This is a genomic window from Streptomyces sp. NPDC058665 (genome assembly GCF_042714995.1).
GTDB lineage: Bacteria > Actinomycetota > Actinomycetes > Streptomycetales > Streptomycetaceae > Streptomyces.
The window spans coordinates 1-20,566 of sequence record NZ_JBHXRX010000055.1 but is presented as its reverse complement, the minus strand read 5'-3'; the positions used below and the strand labels follow the sequence as shown (position 1 = coordinate 20,566).

20 protein-coding genes are annotated in these 20,566 nt (G+C 71.8%); 13 read left to right on the top strand and 7 right to left on the bottom strand.

The window, feature by feature from the left end; translation table 11 throughout:
• Positions 1-36: 36 nt before the first annotated feature.
• A complete protein-coding gene (locus ACFWV8_RS28955) occupies positions 37-2,274 on the bottom strand; it encodes a molybdopterin oxidoreductase family protein (RefSeq protein ID WP_384210183.1) in 2,238 nt (745 codons plus the stop codon).
• A 117-nt stretch (positions 2,275-2,391) separates the two neighbouring features.
• Positions 2,392-3,051 (bottom strand): TetR family transcriptional regulator, encoded by a 660-nt coding sequence (locus ACFWV8_RS28950; RefSeq protein WP_384210180.1) that lies wholly within the window; start codon positions 3,049-3,051, stop codon positions 2,392-2,394.
• Between the two features lie 298 nt (positions 3,052-3,349).
• On the opposite strand from ACFWV8_RS28950, the gene hmgA reads away from it, so the two are divergent.
• The 3 genes from hmgA (at position 3,350) to ACFWV8_RS28935 (ending at position 6,808) form a co-directional block, all read left to right on the top strand.
• Complete coding sequence (hmgA, locus tag ACFWV8_RS28945; RefSeq protein ID WP_384210177.1) at positions 3,350-4,699, top strand: homogentisate 1,2-dioxygenase; 1,350 nt, start codon at positions 3,350-3,352, stop codon at positions 4,697-4,699.
• A gap of 57 nt (positions 4,700-4,756) precedes the next feature.
• Positions 4,757-5,506, top strand: coding sequence for a GntR family transcriptional regulator (locus ACFWV8_RS28940; RefSeq protein WP_384210174.1), 750 nt, complete (start codon positions 4,757-4,759; stop codon positions 5,504-5,506).
• A 108-nt stretch (positions 5,507-5,614) separates the two neighbouring features.
• Positions 5,615-6,808: a type ISP restriction/modification enzyme gene (locus ACFWV8_RS28935; RefSeq protein ID WP_384210171.1), complete on the top strand. Its 1,194-nt coding sequence runs from the start codon at positions 5,615-5,617 to the stop codon at positions 6,806-6,808.
• A 29-nt stretch (positions 6,809-6,837) separates the two neighbouring features.
• Here ACFWV8_RS28935 and ACFWV8_RS28930 read toward each other — a convergent pair whose 3' ends face one another.
• Positions 6,838-7,551 carry a TetR/AcrR family transcriptional regulator gene (locus tag ACFWV8_RS28930; RefSeq protein ID WP_384210168.1) on the bottom strand — a complete coding sequence of 238 codons (714 nt, stop codon included), beginning with the start codon at positions 7,549-7,551 and terminating at the stop codon, positions 6,838-6,840.
• A gap of 76 nt (positions 7,552-7,627) precedes the next feature.
• On the opposite strand from ACFWV8_RS28930, the gene ACFWV8_RS28925 reads away from it, so the two are divergent.
• Positions 7,628-8,653: an ATP-binding cassette domain-containing protein gene (locus tag ACFWV8_RS28925; RefSeq protein ID WP_384210165.1), complete on the top strand. Its 1,026-nt coding sequence runs from the start codon at positions 7,628-7,630 to the stop codon at positions 8,651-8,653.
• Positions 8,650-9,432: an ABC transporter permease gene (locus tag ACFWV8_RS28920; RefSeq protein WP_384210162.1), complete on the top strand. Its 783-nt coding sequence runs from the start codon at positions 8,650-8,652 to the stop codon at positions 9,430-9,432. Before ACFWV8_RS28925 ends, ACFWV8_RS28920 begins: the two co-directional genes overlap by 4 nt.
• 236 nt (positions 9,433-9,668) lie before the next feature.
• Here the strand turns inward: ACFWV8_RS28920 and ACFWV8_RS28915 are convergent, their stop codons facing one another.
• On the bottom strand, positions 9,669-9,929 hold the full coding sequence (locus ACFWV8_RS28915; RefSeq protein WP_329389501.1) for a hypothetical protein: 261 nt from the start codon (positions 9,927-9,929) through the stop codon (positions 9,669-9,671).
• Positions 9,930-10,197: 268 nt separating this feature from the next.
• The gene (locus tag ACFWV8_RS28910) at positions 10,198-11,001 is read right to left on the bottom strand and encodes an SGNH/GDSL hydrolase family protein (RefSeq protein WP_384210158.1); all 804 of its coding nucleotides are present in this window, start codon (positions 10,999-11,001) and stop codon (positions 10,198-10,200) included.
• 554 nt (positions 11,002-11,555) lie between these two features.
• On the opposite strand from ACFWV8_RS28910, the gene ACFWV8_RS28905 reads away from it, so the two are divergent.
• The 6 genes from ACFWV8_RS28905 to ACFWV8_RS28880 all read left to right on the top strand — a co-directional run bounded on the left by ACFWV8_RS28905 (position 11,556) and on the right by ACFWV8_RS28880 (position 17,351).
• Positions 11,556-12,404, top strand: a complete 849-nt coding sequence (locus ACFWV8_RS28905) for a glycosyltransferase family 2 protein (protein WP_384210306.1) — start codon at positions 11,556-11,558, stop codon at positions 12,402-12,404.
• Positions 12,401-13,471 (top strand): glycosyltransferase family 2 protein, encoded by a 1,071-nt coding sequence (locus ACFWV8_RS28900; protein WP_384210155.1) that lies wholly within the window; start codon positions 12,401-12,403, stop codon positions 13,469-13,471. Before ACFWV8_RS28905 ends, ACFWV8_RS28900 begins: the two co-directional genes overlap by 4 nt.
• A 2-nt stretch (positions 13,472-13,473) precedes the next feature.
• Complete coding sequence (locus tag ACFWV8_RS28895; protein WP_384210300.1) at positions 13,474-14,313, top strand: polysaccharide deacetylase family protein; 840 nt, start codon at positions 13,474-13,476, stop codon at positions 14,311-14,313.
• A gap of 69 nt (positions 14,314-14,382) precedes the next feature.
• Positions 14,383-15,492 carry a DUF5925 domain-containing protein gene (locus ACFWV8_RS28890; protein ID WP_329389495.1) on the top strand — a complete coding sequence of 370 codons (1,110 nt, stop codon included), beginning with the start codon at positions 14,383-14,385 and terminating at the stop codon, positions 15,490-15,492.
• A gap of 85 nt (positions 15,493-15,577) precedes the next feature.
• Positions 15,578-16,531: an ABC transporter ATP-binding protein gene (locus tag ACFWV8_RS28885; RefSeq protein WP_384210151.1), complete on the top strand. Its 954-nt coding sequence runs from the start codon at positions 15,578-15,580 to the stop codon at positions 16,529-16,531.
• A complete protein-coding gene (locus tag ACFWV8_RS28880) occupies positions 16,491-17,351 on the top strand; it encodes an ABC transporter permease (RefSeq protein ID WP_384210148.1) in 861 nt (286 codons plus the stop codon). Before ACFWV8_RS28885 ends, ACFWV8_RS28880 begins: the two co-directional genes overlap by 41 nt.
• Positions 17,352-17,385: 34 nt before the next feature.
• On the opposite strand, the gene ACFWV8_RS28875 is transcribed toward ACFWV8_RS28880, so the two are convergent.
• Positions 17,386-17,760, bottom strand: coding sequence for a GntR family transcriptional regulator (locus ACFWV8_RS28875; RefSeq protein WP_384210145.1), 375 nt, complete (start codon positions 17,758-17,760; stop codon positions 17,386-17,388).
• An 87-nt stretch (positions 17,761-17,847) separates the two neighbouring features.
• Between ACFWV8_RS28875 and ACFWV8_RS28870 the strand changes: the two genes are divergently transcribed.
• Positions 17,848-18,768, top strand: a complete 921-nt coding sequence (locus ACFWV8_RS28870) for a GNAT family N-acetyltransferase (RefSeq protein WP_384210142.1) — start codon at positions 17,848-17,850, stop codon at positions 18,766-18,768.
• Complete coding sequence (locus ACFWV8_RS28865; protein WP_384210139.1) at positions 18,749-19,297, top strand: DUF402 domain-containing protein; 549 nt, start codon at positions 18,749-18,751, stop codon at positions 19,295-19,297. The genes ACFWV8_RS28870 and ACFWV8_RS28865 overlap by 20 nt, the downstream gene beginning before the upstream one ends.
• On the opposite strand, the gene ACFWV8_RS28860 is transcribed toward ACFWV8_RS28865, so the two are convergent.
• Entirely contained in the window at positions 19,263-20,399 is a 1,137-nt protein-coding gene (locus ACFWV8_RS28860) for a methyltransferase domain-containing protein (protein ID WP_384210136.1), read from the bottom strand. The genes ACFWV8_RS28865 and ACFWV8_RS28860 overlap by 35 nt on opposite strands.
• Between the last annotated feature and the right edge of the window lie 167 nt (positions 20,400-20,566).

Here is a 20,566-nt window from a genome sequence, read left to right as displayed (position 1 = left end):
GAGGGTGCTGGTCGAATGGGTGCCGGTCAGTGCTGGTCAGGCGGGAGCCAGCTCGACCGGGAAGCCGTTGAGGACCGACGTACCCGACAGCGGGTCGCGGCGGCTGCCGTCGAGCAGTTGGTTGACGTTGACGCCCGGCCGCGCGTGGGCCACCGCCATCCGGGTGCCCGGCCGGTCGTGGCCCCAGCCGTGCGGCACACTCACGACCCCGGCCCTGACCGTGTCGGTGATCTCCACCGGGATCGTGATCTCGCCCGCCTCGGTGGTGATACGCGCCGGCCTGCCGTCCGCGAGGCCGAGCCGTGCGGCGTCGGCGGGGTGGACCTGGACGGTGCAGCGGTTCGAACCGCCGTTGAGCGTCGGCACGTTGTGCATCCAGCTGTTGTTCGAGCGCAGATGACGGCGCCCGACGAGCACCAGGGACGCGGGGACGCCGGTGAGCGCGGCGCGCAGCCGGGGCAGGTCGGCGGCGATCGGCGCGGGGAGCAGTTCGACGTGTCCGCTGCGGGTCTTGAGTATCCCGGGGATCCGGGGCTTCAGCGGCCCGAGGTCGATGCCGTGCGGCCGGTCGGCGACCCGGGCGAGGGTGAGCCCGGCCGGGTCGGCGCCGAATCCGTCGCCGTACGGGCCCAGGCGCAGCATCAGGTCGAGCCGGCGCTCGGGGCCGCCGGTTCCGGTGAGTTCGGCGGCGAGTTCTTTCGGGTCGCGTCCGTGGACGGGTGAGAGCGGGTCGTCGACCGCCTCCGTGAGCGTATGGCTGATCACCTGGTCGTCGACGGCCGACGGGTCGGCCCCGTGCATCCCGCCCACGGCGAGCGCGAGCCGCGCGAAGATCTCGCACTCGTCCATCGAGCCCGCTTCCAGGGGGATGGCGGGCGGGCTGTAGCGGACCTGGTTGCGTACCGCGAAGCCGTTGAAGACGATGTCGAAGTGGGCGCTCCTGGAGGGCGGCGGCGGGGGCAGTACGACGTCCGCGTGCTGCGAGGTCTCGTTCAGGTACGGATCGACGCTGACCATGAAGTCCAGGCTGTCCAGGGCCCGTTCGATGCGGCTGCCGTCGGGCGCGGAGAGCGCGGGGTTGGCCGCCACGGCGATCACCGCGCGGATCCGCTCGTCACCGGGTGTCTCGATCTCCTCCGCGAGGACGGCGATGGGCAGTTCGCCCCTCACCTCCGGATGGCCGCCGACCCTGCTGGCCCAGCGGCCGAGCGTGAATCCCTTGCCGGGTCCCGCCGGGCGGGGCGCGCGGTCGGTCGCGGAGAGCGGGAAGAGGGCGCCGCCCGGCCGGTCGAGATTGCCGGTGACCGCGTTGAGGACGTCGATGAGCCAGCTGGTGAGTGTGCCGTACTCGACGGTGCAGCTTCCGATGCGTCCGTAGACGGCGGCGGTGGGCGCTGCGGCGAGTTCGCGCGCGAGGGTACGGATCTCCTCGGCGTCCAGGTCGCAGCCGGCCGCGACGGCCTCGGGCGTGAAGTCCTCTGTCGCCGCACGGAGTTCGTCGAGACCTTCGAGATGGCCGGCGAGCGCGCCGGGGTCGGTGAGCCCTTCCTCGAAGAGGACCTGGACGAGGGCGGCGAGCAGCAGCGCGTCCGTGCCCGGCCGGATCGCGAGGTGCCGGTCGGCGACGCGCGCGGTGCGGGTACGGCGCGGGTCGACGACGGTGAGGGTGCCGCCGCGCTCGCGCAGCGCCTTGAGCTTGCCGGGGAAGTCGGGCGCGGTGCAGAGACTCCCGTTGGAGTCAAGCGGGTTGGCCCCCAGGAGCAGCAGATGGCCGGTGTTGTCCAGGTCGGGCACGGGGATCGCGAAGGCGTCGCCGAAGAGCAGGCCGGACGAGACGTGCTTGGGCATCTGGTCGAGGGTGGAGGCGGTGAAGAGGTTGCGGGTGCGCAGCATGCCCAGCAGGACGGGCGGATAGAGGGTGCCGGCGATGGTGTGGACGTTGGGGTTGCCGAGGACGACGCCGACGGAGTGTGTTCCGTGCTCCTCGATCAGGGGGCGCAGCCGGGCGGCGACCAGGGCGAACGCCTCGTCCCAACTCGCCTCCCTCAGCTCGCCGTTCTCGCGTATCAGCGGGGTGCGCAGCCGGTCGGGGTCGGCGTCGAGCTCGCCGAAGGAGGCGCCCTTGGGGCAGATGAAGCCCTTGCTGAACACGTCGTCGTGGTCGCCGCGCGCTCCGGTGACCGTGGTCCCCTCGATCGTGAGGGTCAGTCCGCAGGTGGCCTCACAGAGGGGGCAGACACGCAGGGCGGTGCGGGCGGTGCCGGTGGGCGGCATGGGTCCTCCATGGGGCGGCGGCGATGACGCGCGGGCCGGTTGAGCATACCGAGCGGTACGGACAAAGGAAGGGGATGGCCGGTTCCGTACGCCGGGCCCCGCAAGGCCCGCCGACCGTCAGCCCAGCGTGCGTGCCAGATACGCGCGGACCAGCTCACGCGTCTCCGCGATGATGTCCGGATCGCCCGACGCGTCGTCACGGAAGGCGAGTTGGAACAGCGCGTCCGCCGCCTCGACGGCGACCAGGACCATCCGGCGCGGTACGGCGTCCGGGGCGCGGCCGAGCTGCGCGGCGAGCAGAGCGGTGAGGCGGTCCGCGACCCGGTGGTTGGCGTCGGGCACCGGCTCGCCGTCGGCGGTCCGCGCGGCGGGCGGACCGGGCGGCCCCGCCGGGACCCTGGTGCCGAAGTCGACCAGCCCGAAGCCGGGCACCGTGCGCTTCATGGCGAGGTACTCGTCGAGTACCGCGTCCAGAGCGGCCTGCCAGTCGGCGGCCGGGATCGTGGCGAGCCGACGCTCGACGCGGTCGGCGTAGCTGTCCAGATTGCGCCGGGCGAGCGCGTCGGTCATGGCGCGCTTGTTCCCGAAGAAGCGGTACACCGAGCCGATGGGCACGCCCGCGCGGGTGGCGACGGCGCGGGTGGACAGCTCCTCGTAGCCGGTCTCGTCCAGCAGTTCGGCGCAGGCGTCGAGGATCCGGGCGAGCCGCACCGCGCTGCGCTGCTGCACGGGGACCCTGCGGAGGCCCTCGTGGGTGTCGGCGCCGACTCCGTACACGGGCAGGCCCACCCTTCGGCGAGATACGTGGTGACGGGCGCGTACGACCGCGCCCCTTGGAGTCTCCCTCGCGGAGGGCCGCTGTTCGAGACGGCGCGACCGTACTTCCGTTCGCCCCTGCCGTGCGCCGCCTTTCTCGCCCGGCCGCCTGTTTCGGCCAACGCGGCCTGCCCCGTTGACGCACGACCGGCGGAATCCTACGGTGTTGCATAGGATTGATGGGTCCGGGCAGACGCGGCGGACAGCGGACAGGCGCACGCGGACGCTGCCACACGCGAAGAGCGACACGGGAGCGACGATGAGCGGCATCGAGCAGGCCAGGAAGACGGCCGAGAGCCTGGCGTACGCCACGGGCTTCGGCAACGAGCACAGCTCGGAGGCCGTCGCGGGCGCCCTGCCCGTCGGACGCAACTCGCCGCAGAGAGCCCCGCTCGGCCTGTACGCCGAGCAGTTGAGCGGCAGCGCCTTCACCGAGCCCCGCGCGCACAACCGCCGTTCCTGGCTCTACCGGATCCGCCCGTCGGCCGCGCACCCGCCGTTCACCCGGACCGGCAACGGCACGCTGCGCGCCGCCCCGTTCACCGATTCCGTGCCCGACCCCAACCGGCTGCGCTGGAACCCGCTGCCGGCGCCCGCCCCCGGCACGGACTTCCTGGCGGGCCTCTGGACACTCGGCGGCAACGGGGACGCCGCGCGGCGCACGGGCATGGCCGTGCACCTCTACCACGCCGACTCCCCCATGACCGACCGGGTGTTCAGCGACTCCGACGGCGAACTGCTGATCGTCCCCGAGCACGGCGGACTGCTGATCGTCACGGAGTTCGGCCTGCTGGCCGCCCGCCCCGGCGACATCGCGCTGATCCCGCGCGGCGTGCGTTTCCGGGTCGAGCTGCTGGACGAGACGGCGCGCGGATACGTCTGCGAGAACTACGGCCGCCCGTTCGTCCTCCCCGATCTCGGCCCGATCGGAGCCAACGGGCTGGCGAACGCACGGGACTTCCTCTCCCCCGTCGCCGCCTACGAGGACGTCGAGCGCCCCACCGAGGTGATCAACAAGTTCTGCGGAAACCTGTGGACCGCGACGTACGACCACTCCCCGCTCGATGTCGTCGCCTGGCACGGCAACCATTTGCCGTACGTCTACGATCTGCGCCGCTTCAATGTGATCGGCACGATCAGCTACGACCACCCGGATCCGTCGATCTTCACGGTGCTGACCTCGCCGTCCGACACCCCGGGACTGGCGGGCGTCGACTTCGTGGTCTTCGCGCCGCGCTGGCTGGTCGGCGAGAACACCTTCCGGCCGCCGTACTTCCACCGCAATGTGATGAGCGAGTACATGGGGCTGATCGAGGGCGCGTACGACGCCAAGGCGGAAGGCTTCGTGCCCGGCGGCGGCTCGCTGCACAACATGATGTCGGCGCACGGGCCCGACCGGGAGACGTTCGACCGGGCGAGCGGCACCGAGCTGAGGCCGCAGCGGATCGACGACGGGCTCGCCTTCATGTTCGAGACGCGCTGGCCGGTGACCGCCACCGCCCAGGCGGCGACGGCCGGACACCTTCAGACGGGTTACGACAAGGTGTGGCAGGGTCTGGAGCGCCACTTCAGGCCCACGCCAGGACCGGCCCCCACCGACAGACCCTGACCCGGCCGGACCGACCTGGACCGGTCCCGGACCGACCCGCCCGACTCGGAGCCCGCCGTGACCGCCTTCGCACCCGATTCGCTGGTCCTCAACCGCAAGCTGCCGCTCTGGTATCAGGTCTCGCAGTCGCTGCGTGCCTCCATACTCGGCCGGCGCCCGCACGATCCGCTGCGCCTTCCCACGGAGGAGCAGTTGGCGGAGCACTACGGCGTCAGTGTGCTGACGATGCGTCAGGCCCTCAAGGAGCTGGAGCAGGAGGGCCTGATCAGCCGGCACCGGCGGCGCGGCACGTTCATCGAGCCTGGTGCGCGGCGCGGTGCGCCCCGCCGGCTGCTGGGCTCCGTCGACGCGGTGGTGGCACAGCAGTCGGGCGATCGGACGACGGTGATCGGCCACGGCCGGGAGCCGGTGCCCGGCGACCTGGCCGAGTACTTCCCCGGTGTCGAGGAAGTGGCCCTCTACCGGCGGCTGCGCCGCGACGGCGAGAGCGGCGAGCCGGTCAACTGGGCGGAGAACGCGGTCCGTACGGAGATCGCGGACCGGCTCGATCCCGGCGATCTGGAGCGCTGGCCGATGACCAAGGTGCTGCGCGACGTGCTGGGGGTGCGCATCGGCCGGATCACTGACACGGTGGAGGCGACGCTCGCCGACCCGGCCACGGCCGGTCTGCTCCAAGTGCCACTGCTCAGCCCGATCCTGCACTACACGGGTGTCACGTGCGACGCGGACGGCCGGGTGGTGGACGTGGCCAGGATCCGCTACCGGGGCGACCGCTTCTCCTTCTCGGTGACCATGGAGACGGACTGACCCGGACCTCGGCCGGTTCCGCCCCGACCGGTGGGCAGGCCCGCCGTCGGACCCGGTCGGTACGCTTTCGCCGACGGCACGTACCGGACCGGGGAGGGGTGTGCCCGTATGACGGCCCCGCTGCTGAGCGACCTCATGCCGTGGTCGGCGGCGCCGCTGCGGCTCGGCCGCGGCTGGATCCTGGCGCCCGACGCCGCGTCGCTCACCGCGCGCTGGGACACGCTGATACGGGCCACGGGCGCCGAGCGCGAGACGCTGTTCCGGCCGACCCGGTCCCGTACGCCGCACAGTGCGGTCACCGCGCTGCCGGGACAGCTCACCGGCACGGGGAGGTTCGCGCGGGAGTCCGGGCGGTGCCCGGAGCCGTTGCGGGTGGGGCACGGACCGTTCGACGAGCGCTATCTGATTCCCGACCACCGGCTGATCGACGCGGCCAGGCCGGAGCTGTGGCGGGTCGCCGACGGGCGTCAGCTCTTCGCGGTGGAGCAGGGGTTCGTCCCCGGCGCCAAGGGGCCGGCGCTGCTGGTGAGCGCCCTGCTGCCGGACGGGCGCTCGCCCGCCGGGCGGCCGGGCCGGATCCGGCCGCTCTACCGGCGGCCCGGCGGCGTCGAACCCAATGTGACGCCCGGCCTCCTGGCGTCGCTGAGCGGGCGCCTGGGAGTCGAGGTCACTCCGGGCCGGTTGCTCGACTGGGCGGTCGCGGCTGCCCGGCCCTCGCCGCGCGGCTGTGTGGTGCCGCTGACCGCCGACCCGGACCTGTGGACCACGGGTGTGGAGCTGGGCGCTCTGCTGACCGGCGTCCAACTGCGCGGCGCCCGGGGCGGGGAGCGCCGCCGGCTGCCCGGCGGCCGGCGCCCGTACGTACGCGCCGCGATCCCCGCCCGCCCCACGACGATCGGTTACGACTCCGAGGACGAGACGCTCCACCTGGGTGACGGCCGGATCTCGCCCGTGCCGGCGGAGGCGTGGGACTTCCAGGTGGGCGGCGTACGGATGATCGAGCTGTGGTTCGAGCGCCGGGCGGAGCCGCCGGAGCCCGGCACCCTGGAGGCGATCGGTCCGCGCGCCTGGCCGCAGGAGTGGACCTCGGAGCTCCTCGATCTGATCACGGTGCTGGCGCTGCTCGCCGGACTGCGGCCCCGGCAGCGGGAGTTGGGCGAGGCGCTGGCCGCGGGTCCAGTGATCGGCGCCGACGAGTTGCGGGCCGCGGGAGTGCTCCCCGTACCCGACACCGCCCGGCGGCCCGCCTCCGTGCTGGACCACCACGAGGAGGGCCCGGAAGGGCAGTTCGCCCTCATCTGAACGGCCATCCGCTCAGTCACCGACGGGCGTCAGTCGCTCCCGAAGGCGTCCAGCACCCGGCTCAGCGCCCGGTCGAAGTAGGCCTCCATGTCGACGGGTCCCGAGTCCTCGGCGAAGGCCGCCGCCATCCGGGGGTACTGTCCGGAGGAGACCTGCTGGGACAGATACGCCATCCGGATCTCGTGCTCCCGCTCGGCCGACCAGGGCAGTGACCGGGTGCGCTCGGCGGTCTGGATCTCGTTGGCGACGTAGGTGGTGACGATGCCGTTCACCATGGCCACCAGCTCCATCTTCCGGCCGTACGGCAGGTCGAGCGGGTCCAGGCACCAGAGGCTGAACTCGAGGAACTTCATCGCGTTCGGGCTGAAGCCGTACGTCGCCGACATCAGGCGCGACATCCACGGATGGCGCCGCATCAATGCCCGTGCCCGGTGGGCGAGGCCCGTCAGATCGGCCCGCCAGTCGCCGGTGGGCCGCTCGGGCAGTTCGTGCTCCGCGGCGACCATGTCGGCCATCAGCTCGTACAGATCCTCCTTGCGCGGCACGTAGTTGTAGAGCGACATCGTGCCGCAGCCCAGCTCGGCGGCCACACGGCGCATCGAGACGGCTTCCATGCCGTCGGCGTCCGCGATCCGTACGGCGACGGCCGCGATCTCGGCGCGGGTGTGCGCGGGCCTCGGGCCACGGGCCGCGCGCTCGGGACGCGACCAGATCACTTCGGGTTCAGCAGGTCGCCCCGCCATCGGTCATCACCTCGTCGGCCATTCTCCCTCAGCGCCCAGTTACGTACGGCGTACGTAGTGAGCTACGATGAGCCGCATGGATACTACGTACGCCGTACTTAGTGAAGGTCTGGAGAAGCGGTTCGGTGACGTCCACGCCCTGCGGGGGCTGGATCTCGCCGTCGCCCGGGGCACCGTCTGCGGGGTGCTGGGACCGAACGGCGCGGGCAAGACCACCGCCGTACGCGTCCTCACCACGCTCAGCGCACCCGACGGCGGATCCGCCCGCGTCGCCGGGCACGACATCGTCAGGGAGCCGGCCGCGGTACGCCTGGCGATCGGCGTCGCCGGCCAGTACGCCTCCGTGGACAGCGAGTTGACCGGCCGGGAGAATCTCCGGCTCTTCGCGGGACTGCTCCGGCTGCGGGGAGCGGCCGGCCGGGCCCGCGCCGACGAGCTGCTGGAGCGGTTCGACCTCACCGAGGCGGCCGACCGGGCGGCCCGTACCTACTCCGGCGGAATGCGCCGCCGCCTCGACCTGGCGTCCAGCCTGCTCACCAGGCCCCAGGTGCTCTTCCTCGACGAGCCGACGACCGGTCTCGACCCGCAGAGCCGCGGGCGGATCTGGACGGCGGTACGCGAACTGGCCGACGAGGGCACGACCGTCCTGCTGACCACGCAGTATCTGGAGGAGGCCGACCGGCTGGCCGACGACATCGTGCTGATCGACCACGGCCGGGCCGCGCACCGGGGCACGCCCGCGGAGCTCAAGTCCCTCATCGGCTCGTACGCGGAGGTCGTGCTGGCCGGGGACGCCCCGCGGCCGGCGTTCGTCGCCGCGGCGGGCGTGCTCGACCAACTGACCGGCGCCGAGCCGGTGATCGACCGGGAGCGCCGGACGGTGGGGGCCGTGGCGGCGGGCGGCTCGCTCACCCTCCCCCGGATCGTCCGCGAACTGGACGCCGCCGGGGTGCCGGTGGTCGACGCCGCCCTGCGCCCGCCGACACTCGACGAGGTGTTCCTGCGCCTGACCGGCGGCGCGGGGGCGACTGGGACCGCCGGCCGGACGGGCCGCCCGGTGCGACCCACGGCCCGTACGACCACCGAGGAGAGTGCCGTATGAGCACCGTCGCCTACGACACCACCGCCGTCCTCGGCCGCCATCTGCGGCGGATCAGACACTCCCCCGGCGTGGTCGTCCTCACCCAGACCATGCCGATCACGATGCTGCTGTTCTTCGGCTTCGTCTTCGGCAGCGCGCTCGCGACGCCGGGCCAGGAGTACCGCGCCTTCCTGGTACCGGGGCTGCTGGCGGCCACGGCGGCCGGCGGCATCATGACCGGCATGTTCCAGTCCTCCCAGGACGTCCAGCGCGGGGTGATGGACCGGTTCCGTACGATGCCGATGAGCCGGGTCGCCGTACCGCTGGGCCAGACCGCGGCGGATCTGCTCACCACGGCGATCGGCATGGTCCCGCTCGTACTGGTCGGTCTCGCGGTGGGCTGGCGGATCGAGGGCGGCGTGCCCGGCGCACTCGGGGCCTTCGGTCTGCTGCTGCTCTTCCGCTTCGCGACCAACTGGGTCGGCGCGTATCTCGGACTGCTCATCCGCAACGAGGAGATCGCAGGACAACTGGGAAGCGTCACCTTCGTCCTGCCGCTGCTCTCGAACGCGTACATCCCCACCGACGGCCTGCCAAGCTGGCTCCGCACCGTCGCCGAGTGGAACCCGATCAGCGCGGTGGCGGCGGCCGTACGCGATCTGTGCGGCAACGCGTCGCCGAGTGCCGACGCGGCCTGGCCGACGGCCAATCCGGTGCTGGGTGCCCTGCTCTGGGGTCTGGTGATCCTGGCGGTGTTCGTACCGCTGACGGTCCGCGCCTACACGCGAAGCGGCGAATAGCCGCCCACCGCACCGCTGTTACGGCTCTGTCCCCTCGCCTCCCCTGTCGCTGCCGCCGGTTCACGTTGCCGGGTGGTGACGCGGCGGCACCTCTGGGGGAATCCCGGCGCTCGGCGAACACACCGACGCACCGCCGCGCGCCCTGGGAGTGACGGGCGAGCGGAGAGCGGCGCTGCGTCGGGACGGTGTGATCACCCGAGCGTGCTCCGGTGGTCGGCGACCGCCGACCGGCTGGGTCAGTGGCGGCTGCCGAAGAGGGACCGTCGCAGCCGCCTCAGCGGTGCGAACAGGGAGACACGCGCGCTCTTGCTCCTGCGGGTCCGTACCTCGTCGCGCGAGGTCAGCTCCCGCATGAGGCTCGTCGCCTCGGCCGTCTCGCGCTGCGGGACGGCAGGGCCGCCGAGCACCGACAGATGACGGTCGAGCCGTGAACTGGTCGCGCTGCTCCCACATGTGATGGCAGGGACTCGCGCCCTGCTGTGCACTATCTGATCCATGTCACTCCCCACCCGTACGAGGGCACCCGGCTCGGGCAGGTTAACCCTATCGCCCCCGTGGGACACACGTGTATCCCGCCTCAGGGATTGACAACACCCGTTGGGGGATGGCAGTTCGCCCGGTGAATCCATTGCATTCCAGGGCGAGTTGGACAATCGACCCGCGAAGAGTTCGATGAGATCGAAGGTCGGTTCCTGCCCGCCCGCCCCAGGTGGGCGGACGGACAGGCTTCTCACCGGTGGTCAGTTCGTACGATCCGCGATTGGGTCAGACGGCCGAGGAGAAGGCCGGCAGATAACCACCCGACTGGCCCTGGGCGGTGGGGTGGTACGACTCGCCGATCGGGAGGCTGACGCTGTGCAGCCAGGACGCCGACGAGCAGATCTCATGACCGGTGAAGGGTCCTGTGACGTCCGCGAAGCTGTAGCCGTGGTCGGCGGCACGCTTGGCGAGCAGGTCGTTCAGGTGGTCGGCGGCCCCGTTGATCGCGGCGCGCTCGGTCTCGGTCATGCCCACCAGGCAGGAGCCGTTGAGCTTGTAGAAGCGCGGGTAGCCGATCACGACGACCTTGGCGGCGGGGGCCTTGGCGCTGATCGCGTTGTAGACCGAGTCGAGCTGGCCGGGCAGCGTGTTGGTGACATAGCTGCGGGCCTGGTTCACGCGCGCCACACAACTGGCCTCGGACTGGAGGACACAGGTGGTCATGACGTCGGCGAAGCCGGCGTCGTTGCCGCCGACGGTGATGCTGACGAGGTCGGTCCCGGAGTTGACCGGGCCGAGCTGACTGCCGGTCACGTCACCCGTACGAGCGCCCGAGCAGGCGGTGAAGGCGAACGACGAGGGCGAGTTGGCCGCGGCCCAGAGGGACGGGTAAGCCTTGCTGCTGCGCTTGCAGTCGCCGCTGCCGCTGTCGTACGAACCGGACCCCAGTCCGGATGAGTAGGAGTCACCGAGGGCGACGTAGTCGAGTGCCGCGTTCTCGGCCGCCTGGGCCTGGCCGGCCCCGGTGAGGGCGAGGGCCGCGCCGAGCAGGAGCGTGGACGTCAGGGCGGCGAATCTGGACAGCTTCATGAAACCTCCATTGAGCAGGATCTCTGCCTCAACGTTCGTACCAGGGACGGGACTTGACCGTAAGTGTCCATGCCAAGTCAATCTGGTGAGAACTTACTGATGGACGCGCGTATACCGAGCGAACCGGCAGGAAGCGGATCGCCGGCCGGCGGACCGAGTAAATCCGAACACGGATGTTCCGGAAGCCGATGCCGAAGTAAGGCCAAATCGCAAATAGGCACGGTGATGTCGCAGCCCTTGCCATACAGTCCTAAGTATCAATACCTTCGGACATCCACCCGCATCGGACCGTCATGGAGAGCGACTTCAGGGGAGGGCTCGGACGTCGCGACGGCTCCCGGCGCGGGGCGCGGTAGGGGGGTGCCGCGCGGCGCTCGCTTTCTCGACTCACCCGGCGGCGAGGAGTCAACGCCGCCGCGTACAGGGTGAGAACCCCCCTTTCGAACCGGCACATCATCCGGACCGCCCGGGGGCGGGCGGTCCACCGGTGGAGAGGGAAAGATCCCGTGAGCTCATTCCTGCGCCCGACGACCTCGGGCGAAGACCCGTTAGGCCTGCCGTTTTCCGATGACGACCTGGACGAACACGTACTCGAAGGCCGGTTCCGGCCGGTCTCCTCGTATCTCGCGATCGCGCCGCCGGTGAGCGTGGTGATCCCGGCGATGAACGAGGCGGAGAATCTGCCGTACGTGTTCAAGACACTGCCCGACTGGATCCATGAAGTCGTCCTCGTGGACGGGAACTCGACCGACGGCACGGTCCGCGTCGCACGGGAGCTGTGGCCGGGCATCAAGGTCGTGGAACAGCGCGGCAAGGGCAAGGGTGACGCCCTGATCAGCGGCTTCGCCGCGTGCACGGGCGACATCATCGTGATGATCGACGCGGACGGCTCGGCCGACGGCCAGGAGATCGTCAGCTATGTGTCGGCCCTGGTCTCGGGCGCCGACTTCGCCAAGGGGTCGCGGTTCGCCAACGGCGGCGGCACGGACGACATGACACTGATCCGCAGGCTCGGCAACGCCGTGCTCTGCTCGGTCGTGAACGCCAAGTTCGGCGCCCGCTACACCGACCTCTGCTACGGCTACAACGCCTTCTGGCGGCACTGCCTGGACCGGATCACGCTCGACTGCACCGGGTTCGAGGTCGAGACCCTGATGAACATCCGGGTCGTCAAGGCCGGTCTGAAGGTGCAGGAGATCCCGAGCCACGAGTACGACCGGATCCATGGCGTGAGCAATCTCCGGGCCGTACGCGACGGGCTGCGGGTGCTGAAGGTCATCCTCCGGGAGAAGGGCGTCCCGAGGTCGGCGCGGCGCAAGCCGCGCACCGTCCGGGCGGCGCTCCCGCTCGCCGTCCGTCCGGGCCTCCCGGGGCCCATGATCGGGCGGGGGGAGGTGTCTTGATCGACCGTCAGCTCCACCGTTCGTTCTCCGTGGTCGTCTGCGCGTACACGGAGGAGCGCTGGGAGGACATTCTCGCCGCGGTCGCCTCCGTACGGAGTCAGTCGATGCCGGCCACGGAGACGCTGCTCGTGGTCGACCACAACGAGACGCTGCGGACACGCCTTCGCGCGGAGTACGCCGGGGCGTCGGCGGCGGACGGCGGGGAGGTGCGGGTGCTCGCCAACGCGGGCCCCCGCGGGCTCTCGGCCGGACGTAACACCGGAATCGCCGCAGCGCGGGGGGAGTTCGTGGCCTTCCTGGACGACGACGCCGTGGCCGAGCACGACTGGCTGCGGTATCTCGCCGCGGGTTACGGGGACGCGCGGGTGATGGCGGTCGGCGGCAGGACGCTGCCCGCCTGGGCGTCCGGGAGCCGGCCCGCCTGGTTCCCGGAGGAGTTCGACTGGGTCGTCGGCTGTACGTACCGGGGGCTGCCGCCCGGCAAGGTGCGGGTCCGCAACATCCTGGGCGGCAACGCCTCGTTCCGCCGTACGGCTTTCGACGCGGCGGGCGGCTTCGCGACCGGCATCGGGCGGGACGGCGACAAGCGTCCGCTGGGCTGCGAGGAGACGGAGCTGTGCATCAGGCTCGGCGAGGCGCTGCCGCACGCGGTCCTGCTGATCGACGACCGCGCGGTGATCCACCACAAGGTCCCCGAATCGCGCATGGGGTTCGGGTACTTCCGCAGCCGCGCCTACGCCGAAGGGCTCTCGAAGGCGCTGGTCGCCCGGAGTGTCGGCGCGGGCAAGGGACTTGAGTCCGAGCGTCGCTATGCCACCCGGGTGCTGCCCGCGGGGGTGGCGCGCGGGCTGCGGGACGCCGTGCGGGGCCGGGAACGGGGCGGCGCTGGGCGGGCCGGGGCGATCGTGGCGGGGGTGCTGACGACGGCGGCCGGTTTTTTGGTGGGCAGTGCCCGGACGCGCCGGGGCGCGGTCACATTCTCGTCCGGTCCGATCAGTCCGGTGGCCTCATCGGCTTCGTCAACTCCGGCTTCGGCGCGGGAGAGTCCACGGGGAGCCGTCGTATGAGCATGGGCATGGGGGACGGCGCACCACCACGCCCGGGGCCGGTGCCGGGATCCGAGTTGCCCGTGCCGATCCTGATGTACCACGCGATCGCGCACCGGCCGGCCCCGTCGGTGCGCGCCCTGTCGGTGTCGCCCGACGCGTTCGCCGAGCAGCTCGCGCTGCTCGGCGAGCGCGGGTTCACCCCGCTGACGACGGCGGCGCTGGCCGCCGCGTGGCGGGGGGACGGGCGGCTGCCCGAGCGGCCTGTGCTGATCACGTTCGACGACGGCTACGAGGGCGTGCACCGGTACGCACTGCCCGCCCTGGCCCGGCACGGCTTCGCGGCCACCCTGTTCGTCTCCACGGGGTGGCTGCGCGGCCCGTACGACGAGGGCGGCGCACTCGACACGATGCTCGACTGGGACCAGGTGCGCCAACTGGCCGCCGCCGGGGTGGAGATCGGCGGCCACAGCCATACGCACCCGCAGCTGGACCGGCTCGGCGACGCGCGTCTTCGCCACGAGGCGGTGCGCTGCCGGGAGATCGTCGCCGCCGAACTGGGCGCCGCGCCGGTCTCGTTCGCGTATCCGTACGGCTACTCCACCCGCCGGGTGCGGCGCGCCGTGCGGGCGGCCGGGTTCGCGCAGTCGCTGGCCGTGGGCAACGGGCCGGCCCGCCGGCGGCAGGGCCCGTACGCCCTGGAACGGCTTACGGTGCGGCGCTCCACGGAGATCGGGGAGTTCGGGCGGCTGGTCGACGGCCGGTCCGTCGGCCGCCTCTTCGCCGGGGACCGGGCGCTGACGAAGGCGTACGCGGTGGTACGCGCGGCCCGCCGGGCCACGCGGGCGGTCGGCGGCGGCTGACCGGACCAGCGGGCGCCGCCGGGGCAAAACACCGTGCGTCGGCGGCGCCCGTGCCGGATCATGGGCGACATGTCTGCCAAGCCTCAGGACGCCCTGCCGATCCGGCTGAACGTCGACGACAGCGACTCCCCGTCGGATGTCGTCGACGCGCTCTTTCTCGGCCGTTTCGCGACGGGCGAGCAGCCGCACTCGCACAGTTCGTCGATCGACCGCGTCAAGTCCGGTGTCTCCCTGCTGCCGCCGGGCGCCACCGTGCTGCGCTCGGCGCGCGACGACGACCGCAGTGCCACGCTGGCCGAGGGCGACGGCTGGACGCTGCTCGTCTCCCGCTGGAACCGGGGCGCGGACGTGACGGTGACCGCGACCAGCTCCGAACTCGCCGAGAAGGTGCACCGCCAGGCGACGGACGGGGCGCAGGACGAGCCGGAGCCGGTGCCCGAGAACGTGACCATGGGGTTCTGGTACGTGTCGCCGCGCCGCGGCCCGCACCGCACGACCCGGCAGATCGCGGCCGGCACGTGGGACGAGGTCAGGGACAACTACACGGCGCCGGTGGCCGACGCGATGGACCGGCTCATGAAGGTGACCCCGGACGACATCGCGGGACGGCTGCTCCTGCTGCACGGCCCGCCCGGCACCGGGAAGACCTCGGCGCTGCGCACGCTGGCCCGGTCCTGGCGCGACTGGTGCCAGGTCGACTGCGTCCTGGACCCGGAGCGGCTCTTCAACGACGTCGGCTATCTGATGGACATCGCGATCGGCGAGGACGAGGGCTCGTCCAAGGGCCGCTGGCGGCTGCTGCTCCTGGAGGACTGCGACGAGCTGATCCGGGGCGAGGCCAAGCACACGGCGGGCCAGGCGCTCTCCCGGCTGCTGAATCTCACCGACGGGCTGCTCGGCCAGGGCCGTAACGTCCTGGTGGGCGTGACGACCAACGAGGACCTGGAACGGCTCCACCCGGCGGTCGTCAGGCCCGGCCGCTGTCTGGCCCGGATCGAGGTCGGCTCGCTGACCCGCCCGGAGGCGGAGCGCTGGCTGAGCCGGGAGGAGGGCGACTGGGAGGGGGCGGTGGGCCGGGAGGGCGCGACGCTGGCCGAACTGTTCGCACTGCGCCGGGGCGGCGGCCCGACGTCGGTCCCGGGTCAGTCGAAGGGCGCGGACGCGGGGCTGTACCTGTAGTTGGCCCGCTGCTACCAGCCGGCCGGCCGCTCCCACCTGGCGTACCTTTTGCGTCATTTTTCCAGGCCGGGGCTACTGTGAAGCCATGACTTCCGACGGGGCGGACCGGTCCACCGCCAAGGCCGATGCCGAGGCCGTGAGCTGCCGCGGACTGGACTACTCGTTCGGTGACACCAAGGCCGTCGACGGCCTCGACCTGTCCGTCCGTACCGGCGAGATCTTCGGTCTGCTCGGCCCCAACGGCGCCGGCAAGACGACCGCGATCCGCTGCGTCACCACGTTGCTGCCGGTCCCCGCGGGCATCGTCAAGGTGTTCGGACACGACGCCGCGAAGGACAAGATGGCGGTACGCCGCCTGCTCGGGTACGTGCCGCAGCAACTGTCCGCCGACGCGACGCTGACCGGGCGCGAGAACGTGACCCTGTTCGCCCGCGTCTTCGACGTCCCGCGCCATGAGCGAGCCGCGCGGGTCGCGCAGGCGCTGGACGTGGTCGACCTCTCCGGGGCCGCCGACCGGATGGCCCAGACGTACTCGGGCGGCATGATCCGCCGGCTGGAACTCGCGCAGGCGCTGGTGAGCGCACCCCGGCTGCTGATGCTGGACGAGCCGACGATCGGTCTCGACCCGATCGCCCGGAGCAGCGTCTGGGACCACATCAACGCGGTGCGGCGGGCCACGGGTATGACCGTGCTGGTGACCACGCACTACATGGACGAGGCCCAGCAGTACTGCGACCGGGTCGGGCTGATGCACCGTGGCCGGATCCACGCCCTCGGCACACCCGACGAGCTGCGGGAAGAGCTGCGCGAACGCCGCCGCGCCGAGGCGGGTGAGACGGGTGAGGCGGGTGCGTCCCGTAAGTCCGGTGGGACCGGTGAGACGGCCGAACCTGGCGCGTCCCGCGCAGCCGCGCGGAGCGACACCCTCCCCACCCTGGAGGACGTCTTCCGCGATGTGGTCGGCCAGGGCCTGGAGGAGGAAGGAGGCACCTACCGCGATGTCAGAACCACCCGCCGGACGGCGTCCAGACTCGGCTGAGGACGTCGATCCCGCCCGCTTCGAGCTGCTGCTCGTACCACCGCGGCCCCGAACGGGCCTGCGCGTCCTGCCCTCCAGAGTCATCGCCATGTGCGTGGTCGAGCTCCAGAAGCTCCGCCACGACCGCACCGAGCTCTACACCCGGGCCGTCCAGCCGGCCCTCTGGCTGCTGATCTTCGGCGAGACCTTCACCCATCTCAGGGCCATCCCGACCGGCGGCATCCCCTACATCGACTTCCTCGCGCCCGGCATCATCGCCCAGTCCGCGATGTTCATCGCGATCTTCTACGGCATCATGATCATCTGGGAGCGGGACGCCGGAATCCTGACCAAACTCCTGGTCACCCCGACCCCGCGAGCCGCCCTGATCAGCGGCAAGGCGTTCGCCTCCGGGGTGAAGGCACTGATCCAGGCGCTCGTGGTGATCCTCATCGCCGCCGCCCTCGGGGTGGGGCTGACCTGGAACCCGCTGAAACTGCTCGGGGTCGCGGTCGCGGTGATCCTCGGCTCGGCCTTCTTCTCGTGTCTGTCGATCACGATCGCCGGCATCGTCCTCACCCGGGACCGGCTGATGGGCATCGGCCAGGCGATCACGATGCCGCTCTTCTTCGCGTCGAACGCGCTGTATCCGGTGGCGATCATGCCGGCCTGGCTCCAGGTGGTCAGCAAGATCAACCCGCTCAGCTACCAGGTGGACGCCCTGCGCGGACTGCTGCTCGGTACCTCGTCCCATCTGCTGCTCGATTTCGGGGTGCTGCTCTTCGCGGCGGTGCTGGGGATCACCGCGGCGTCGTCGCTGCTGGGGCGGCTCGCCAGATGACGCCGGGGGCCGGCCCGCCCCAGAGGGCCCGCCCTCAGCGCGAGTACGCCGCCCGCACCGCGTCCTCCGCCAGCGACAGCGCCTCCGCGCGCGCCAGACCGAGCCGTCTCGCCTGCCGCGCGTACTCCTGGGCCGCTGCCGCCGCCTTGCGGTCGGCCGCGTCGCCCGCCGCCGCGATGAACGTGCCGTTGCGCCCGCGCGTCTCGATCACCCCGTCCGACTCCAGGGCCCGGTAGGCCTTGGCCACGGTGTTCGCCGCGAGGCCGAGTTCCTCGGCGAAGCCGCGTACCGTCGGGAGCTTGTGTCCCACGGGCAGCGCGCCGGAGCGCGCCTGTTCGGAGATCTGGGTGCGCAACTGCTCGTACGGAGCGGTGGCATCGTCGTCATCGATGGAGATCTTCAAGGTCACAGGGCTGATTCTCCCTCATCTCCCGCGCTTGGGAGCCGAGAAAAATAGGGGGCGTTCCGGTGGTGCGGCCACGTAGCGTGCCGCTCCATGACTGTGATCGTTCGTGATTTCCGCCCCGGGGACGCCGCCGCCGTCGTCCGCGTCCGGCGTGCCACCATCCCGTACTCCGTGACGACCGAGGAGTCCCTGCACTTCACCGTGCGCAGCGCCAACCCGGCGGCGAAGTACCGCATGCTGGTCGCCGAGGACGGCGGCGAGGTGATCGGCATGTCGCACGTCGGTCTCGCCTACGACAGCGCCGAGCCCGGTCAGTCCCGGGTCAACCCCCATGTGCACCCCGACTACACGGGCAGGGGCGTGGGATCCGCGATCCTGCGGGCGGCCGAGGAACATCTGGCCGCCGAGGGCGCGACCACCGCCTTCGGCTGGGTGAACGACGAGCCCGCGTCCCTCGCCTTCGCCGCCCGCCGGGGCTACTCGCCGCTGCGTACCGCCCGCTTCCAGCGCCTCGATCTGGCGGGTGCCACGCTGCCCGAGCCGCTGAGGCTGCCCGCGGGCTGCGCGGTGGCGACGGCGGCGGACTTCACCGACGACCCGCGCGCGCTGTTCGAGGCGGACGCAGAGGCGACGGCGGACGAACCGGGCGACGTCAACACGAACCTCGACGACTACGAGGACTGGCTGAACAACGTCTGGCACCACCCCTGTCTGGACCGCCGGCTCAGCACCCTCGTGGTCGCCGACGGCAGGATCGCGGCCTTCGCCCTTGTCCACACGGACCGTGCCACGACCTATCTGTCGGCCATGACGGGCACGCTGCGCGAGCATCGCGGCCGGGGTCTGGCCAAGGCCGCCAAGGCCGACTCCCTGCGCCGGGCCCGCGCCGCCGGTTACACCGACGCGTTCACCAACAACGACGCGCACAACGAGCCGATGCTGGCGGTCAACCGCTGGTTCGGCTATCAGGTCTCTGCCTCGGAGGTACGCCATGTCCGCGAGCTCACCTGACTCGGGCGGGGCCCCCGCGGTCCAGGTCGATGTGCGACTGGTCAAGGCGGGTGCGAAGAAGATCCGCTACCCCGCCTCCCTCGTCGCCGACGACGGCACCCATGTGGTGGTGCGCGCGCCGTGGGCGGCCGAGGGCGTACGGGACTTCGGCTTCGTACGCTTCGAGCCCGGCGACGTCTTCACCGAGCACTACTGGCGTGACCGCTGGTACGCGGTGAAGGAGGTCCGCACGGGCGACGGCGTTCTCAAGGGCTGGTACTGCGACGTGACACGGCCGGCGGTCGTGCGTGGCCGGGGTCCGGGAGAACTCCGGTACGAGTTGGTGGTCGAGGACCTGGACCTCGATCTGTGGGCGTCGGCCGACGGCGGGACCGTACTGCGGCTCGACGAGGACGAGTTCGATGAGAGCGGCCTCGCCGAGCGGGACCCGGTCGCCGCCGACGCGGCCCGCCGCGCGCTGGACGAGCTCGAACTCCTCGTACGCGACGGCGCGTTCACGGCCCTTCTCGGTCGCCCGCTCCCCTCGTAGCACCCGTGTCCGTCTTGGCCAGCAGGGTCGCGCGCGGTGTGCCCGCCGGGTCGTGGGCGATGGAGTCGGCGTCGTCGTGCCAGTGGATGACGAAGCGCTCCCCCGCGCGGTACGCCTCCAGGCCCGCGCGGCAGTAGGCGACCATGTCGTCCGGGAGCGCGGAGAGCGGGTGCCAGAAGAGGCCCGAACACTTCTCGGGCTCCCGGTTGTACGGCTCCCAGGCCGTGCGCCCCGCGTCGTACCCAACCTCGAAGAACCAGCCGGTGCGCGGCCGGCCGCCGGGGCCTCGGTGGTGCATGACCAGAGCCGTACGCAGGTCTTCCGGGTCCAGTTGGGCGCCGATCTCCTCGGCGGCCTCGCGGATCATCGCCGTACGGACGTCCTCGCCGTCCTCGACGTGCCCCGCCGGGCAGTTGAGCAGTCCGTCGCCGTAGCCCGTGCCGGACCGGCGGGCGAGCAGCACCTCGTCGCCCCTGCGCAGGATCAGATGGACGTCGACCACTTCCGTGTGGCGGCGCCGCTCCGCCGCGTGGGCGATCAGCGCGTACCGCTCGTCGTCCACGGCGCGGCCCCAGAGCGCGGCATCGGCCGACAGATGCTCGTGCTGGACGCGCTCGACGAGCGGGGCGACGGACATCGTGACACGTGTCGCCGGGAGTCCGGCGCCTGACCAGACACCTTCGATCAGGACCAGCCGGCCGCCGGGCCGCAGCAGCGACAGCCAGTGGGTCAGGGCCCTGTCCGGATCGGGCAGCAGCCACAGCACATGGCGGGCCATGATCACGTCGAACGTCCGCTCCCCCACGGGCGGTCTGGCCGCGTCGCCGACCAGCACCTCGGTGTCCGTGCCTGACAGCTTGGCCCTGGCGAGTCCGACCATGCGCGGCGAGAGGTCGACGGCGGAGACGCGGTGGCCCAGCTCGGTGGCGAGGAGGGCGAGGCTGCCGGTGCCGCAGCCGAGGTCGAGCACCCTCGACGGCTCGGCCGGCAGCCAGCCGGCGAGCTTGGCGGACCACGCCTTGCGCACGGCCGGATCGAGCAGCCCGTGGTCGGGCTCCTCGTCGAAGGAGTCTGCCGCGTCGTCCCAGTCGATCGGGGTCATGAGTCGATGGTCCCATCCACCACCGACAGTTCGGACCGGCGGGCATTCGGTCACCGGCCGCACGGCCGGTTCTCGACTCGGCCGCGGGGGGGGGTGGACAGCGGGGGCGCCGGCGGCGGGGGCGGGGTGGCCGGGCCTGTTGTTGTGGTGGAGGGGCGCCCGGGGAG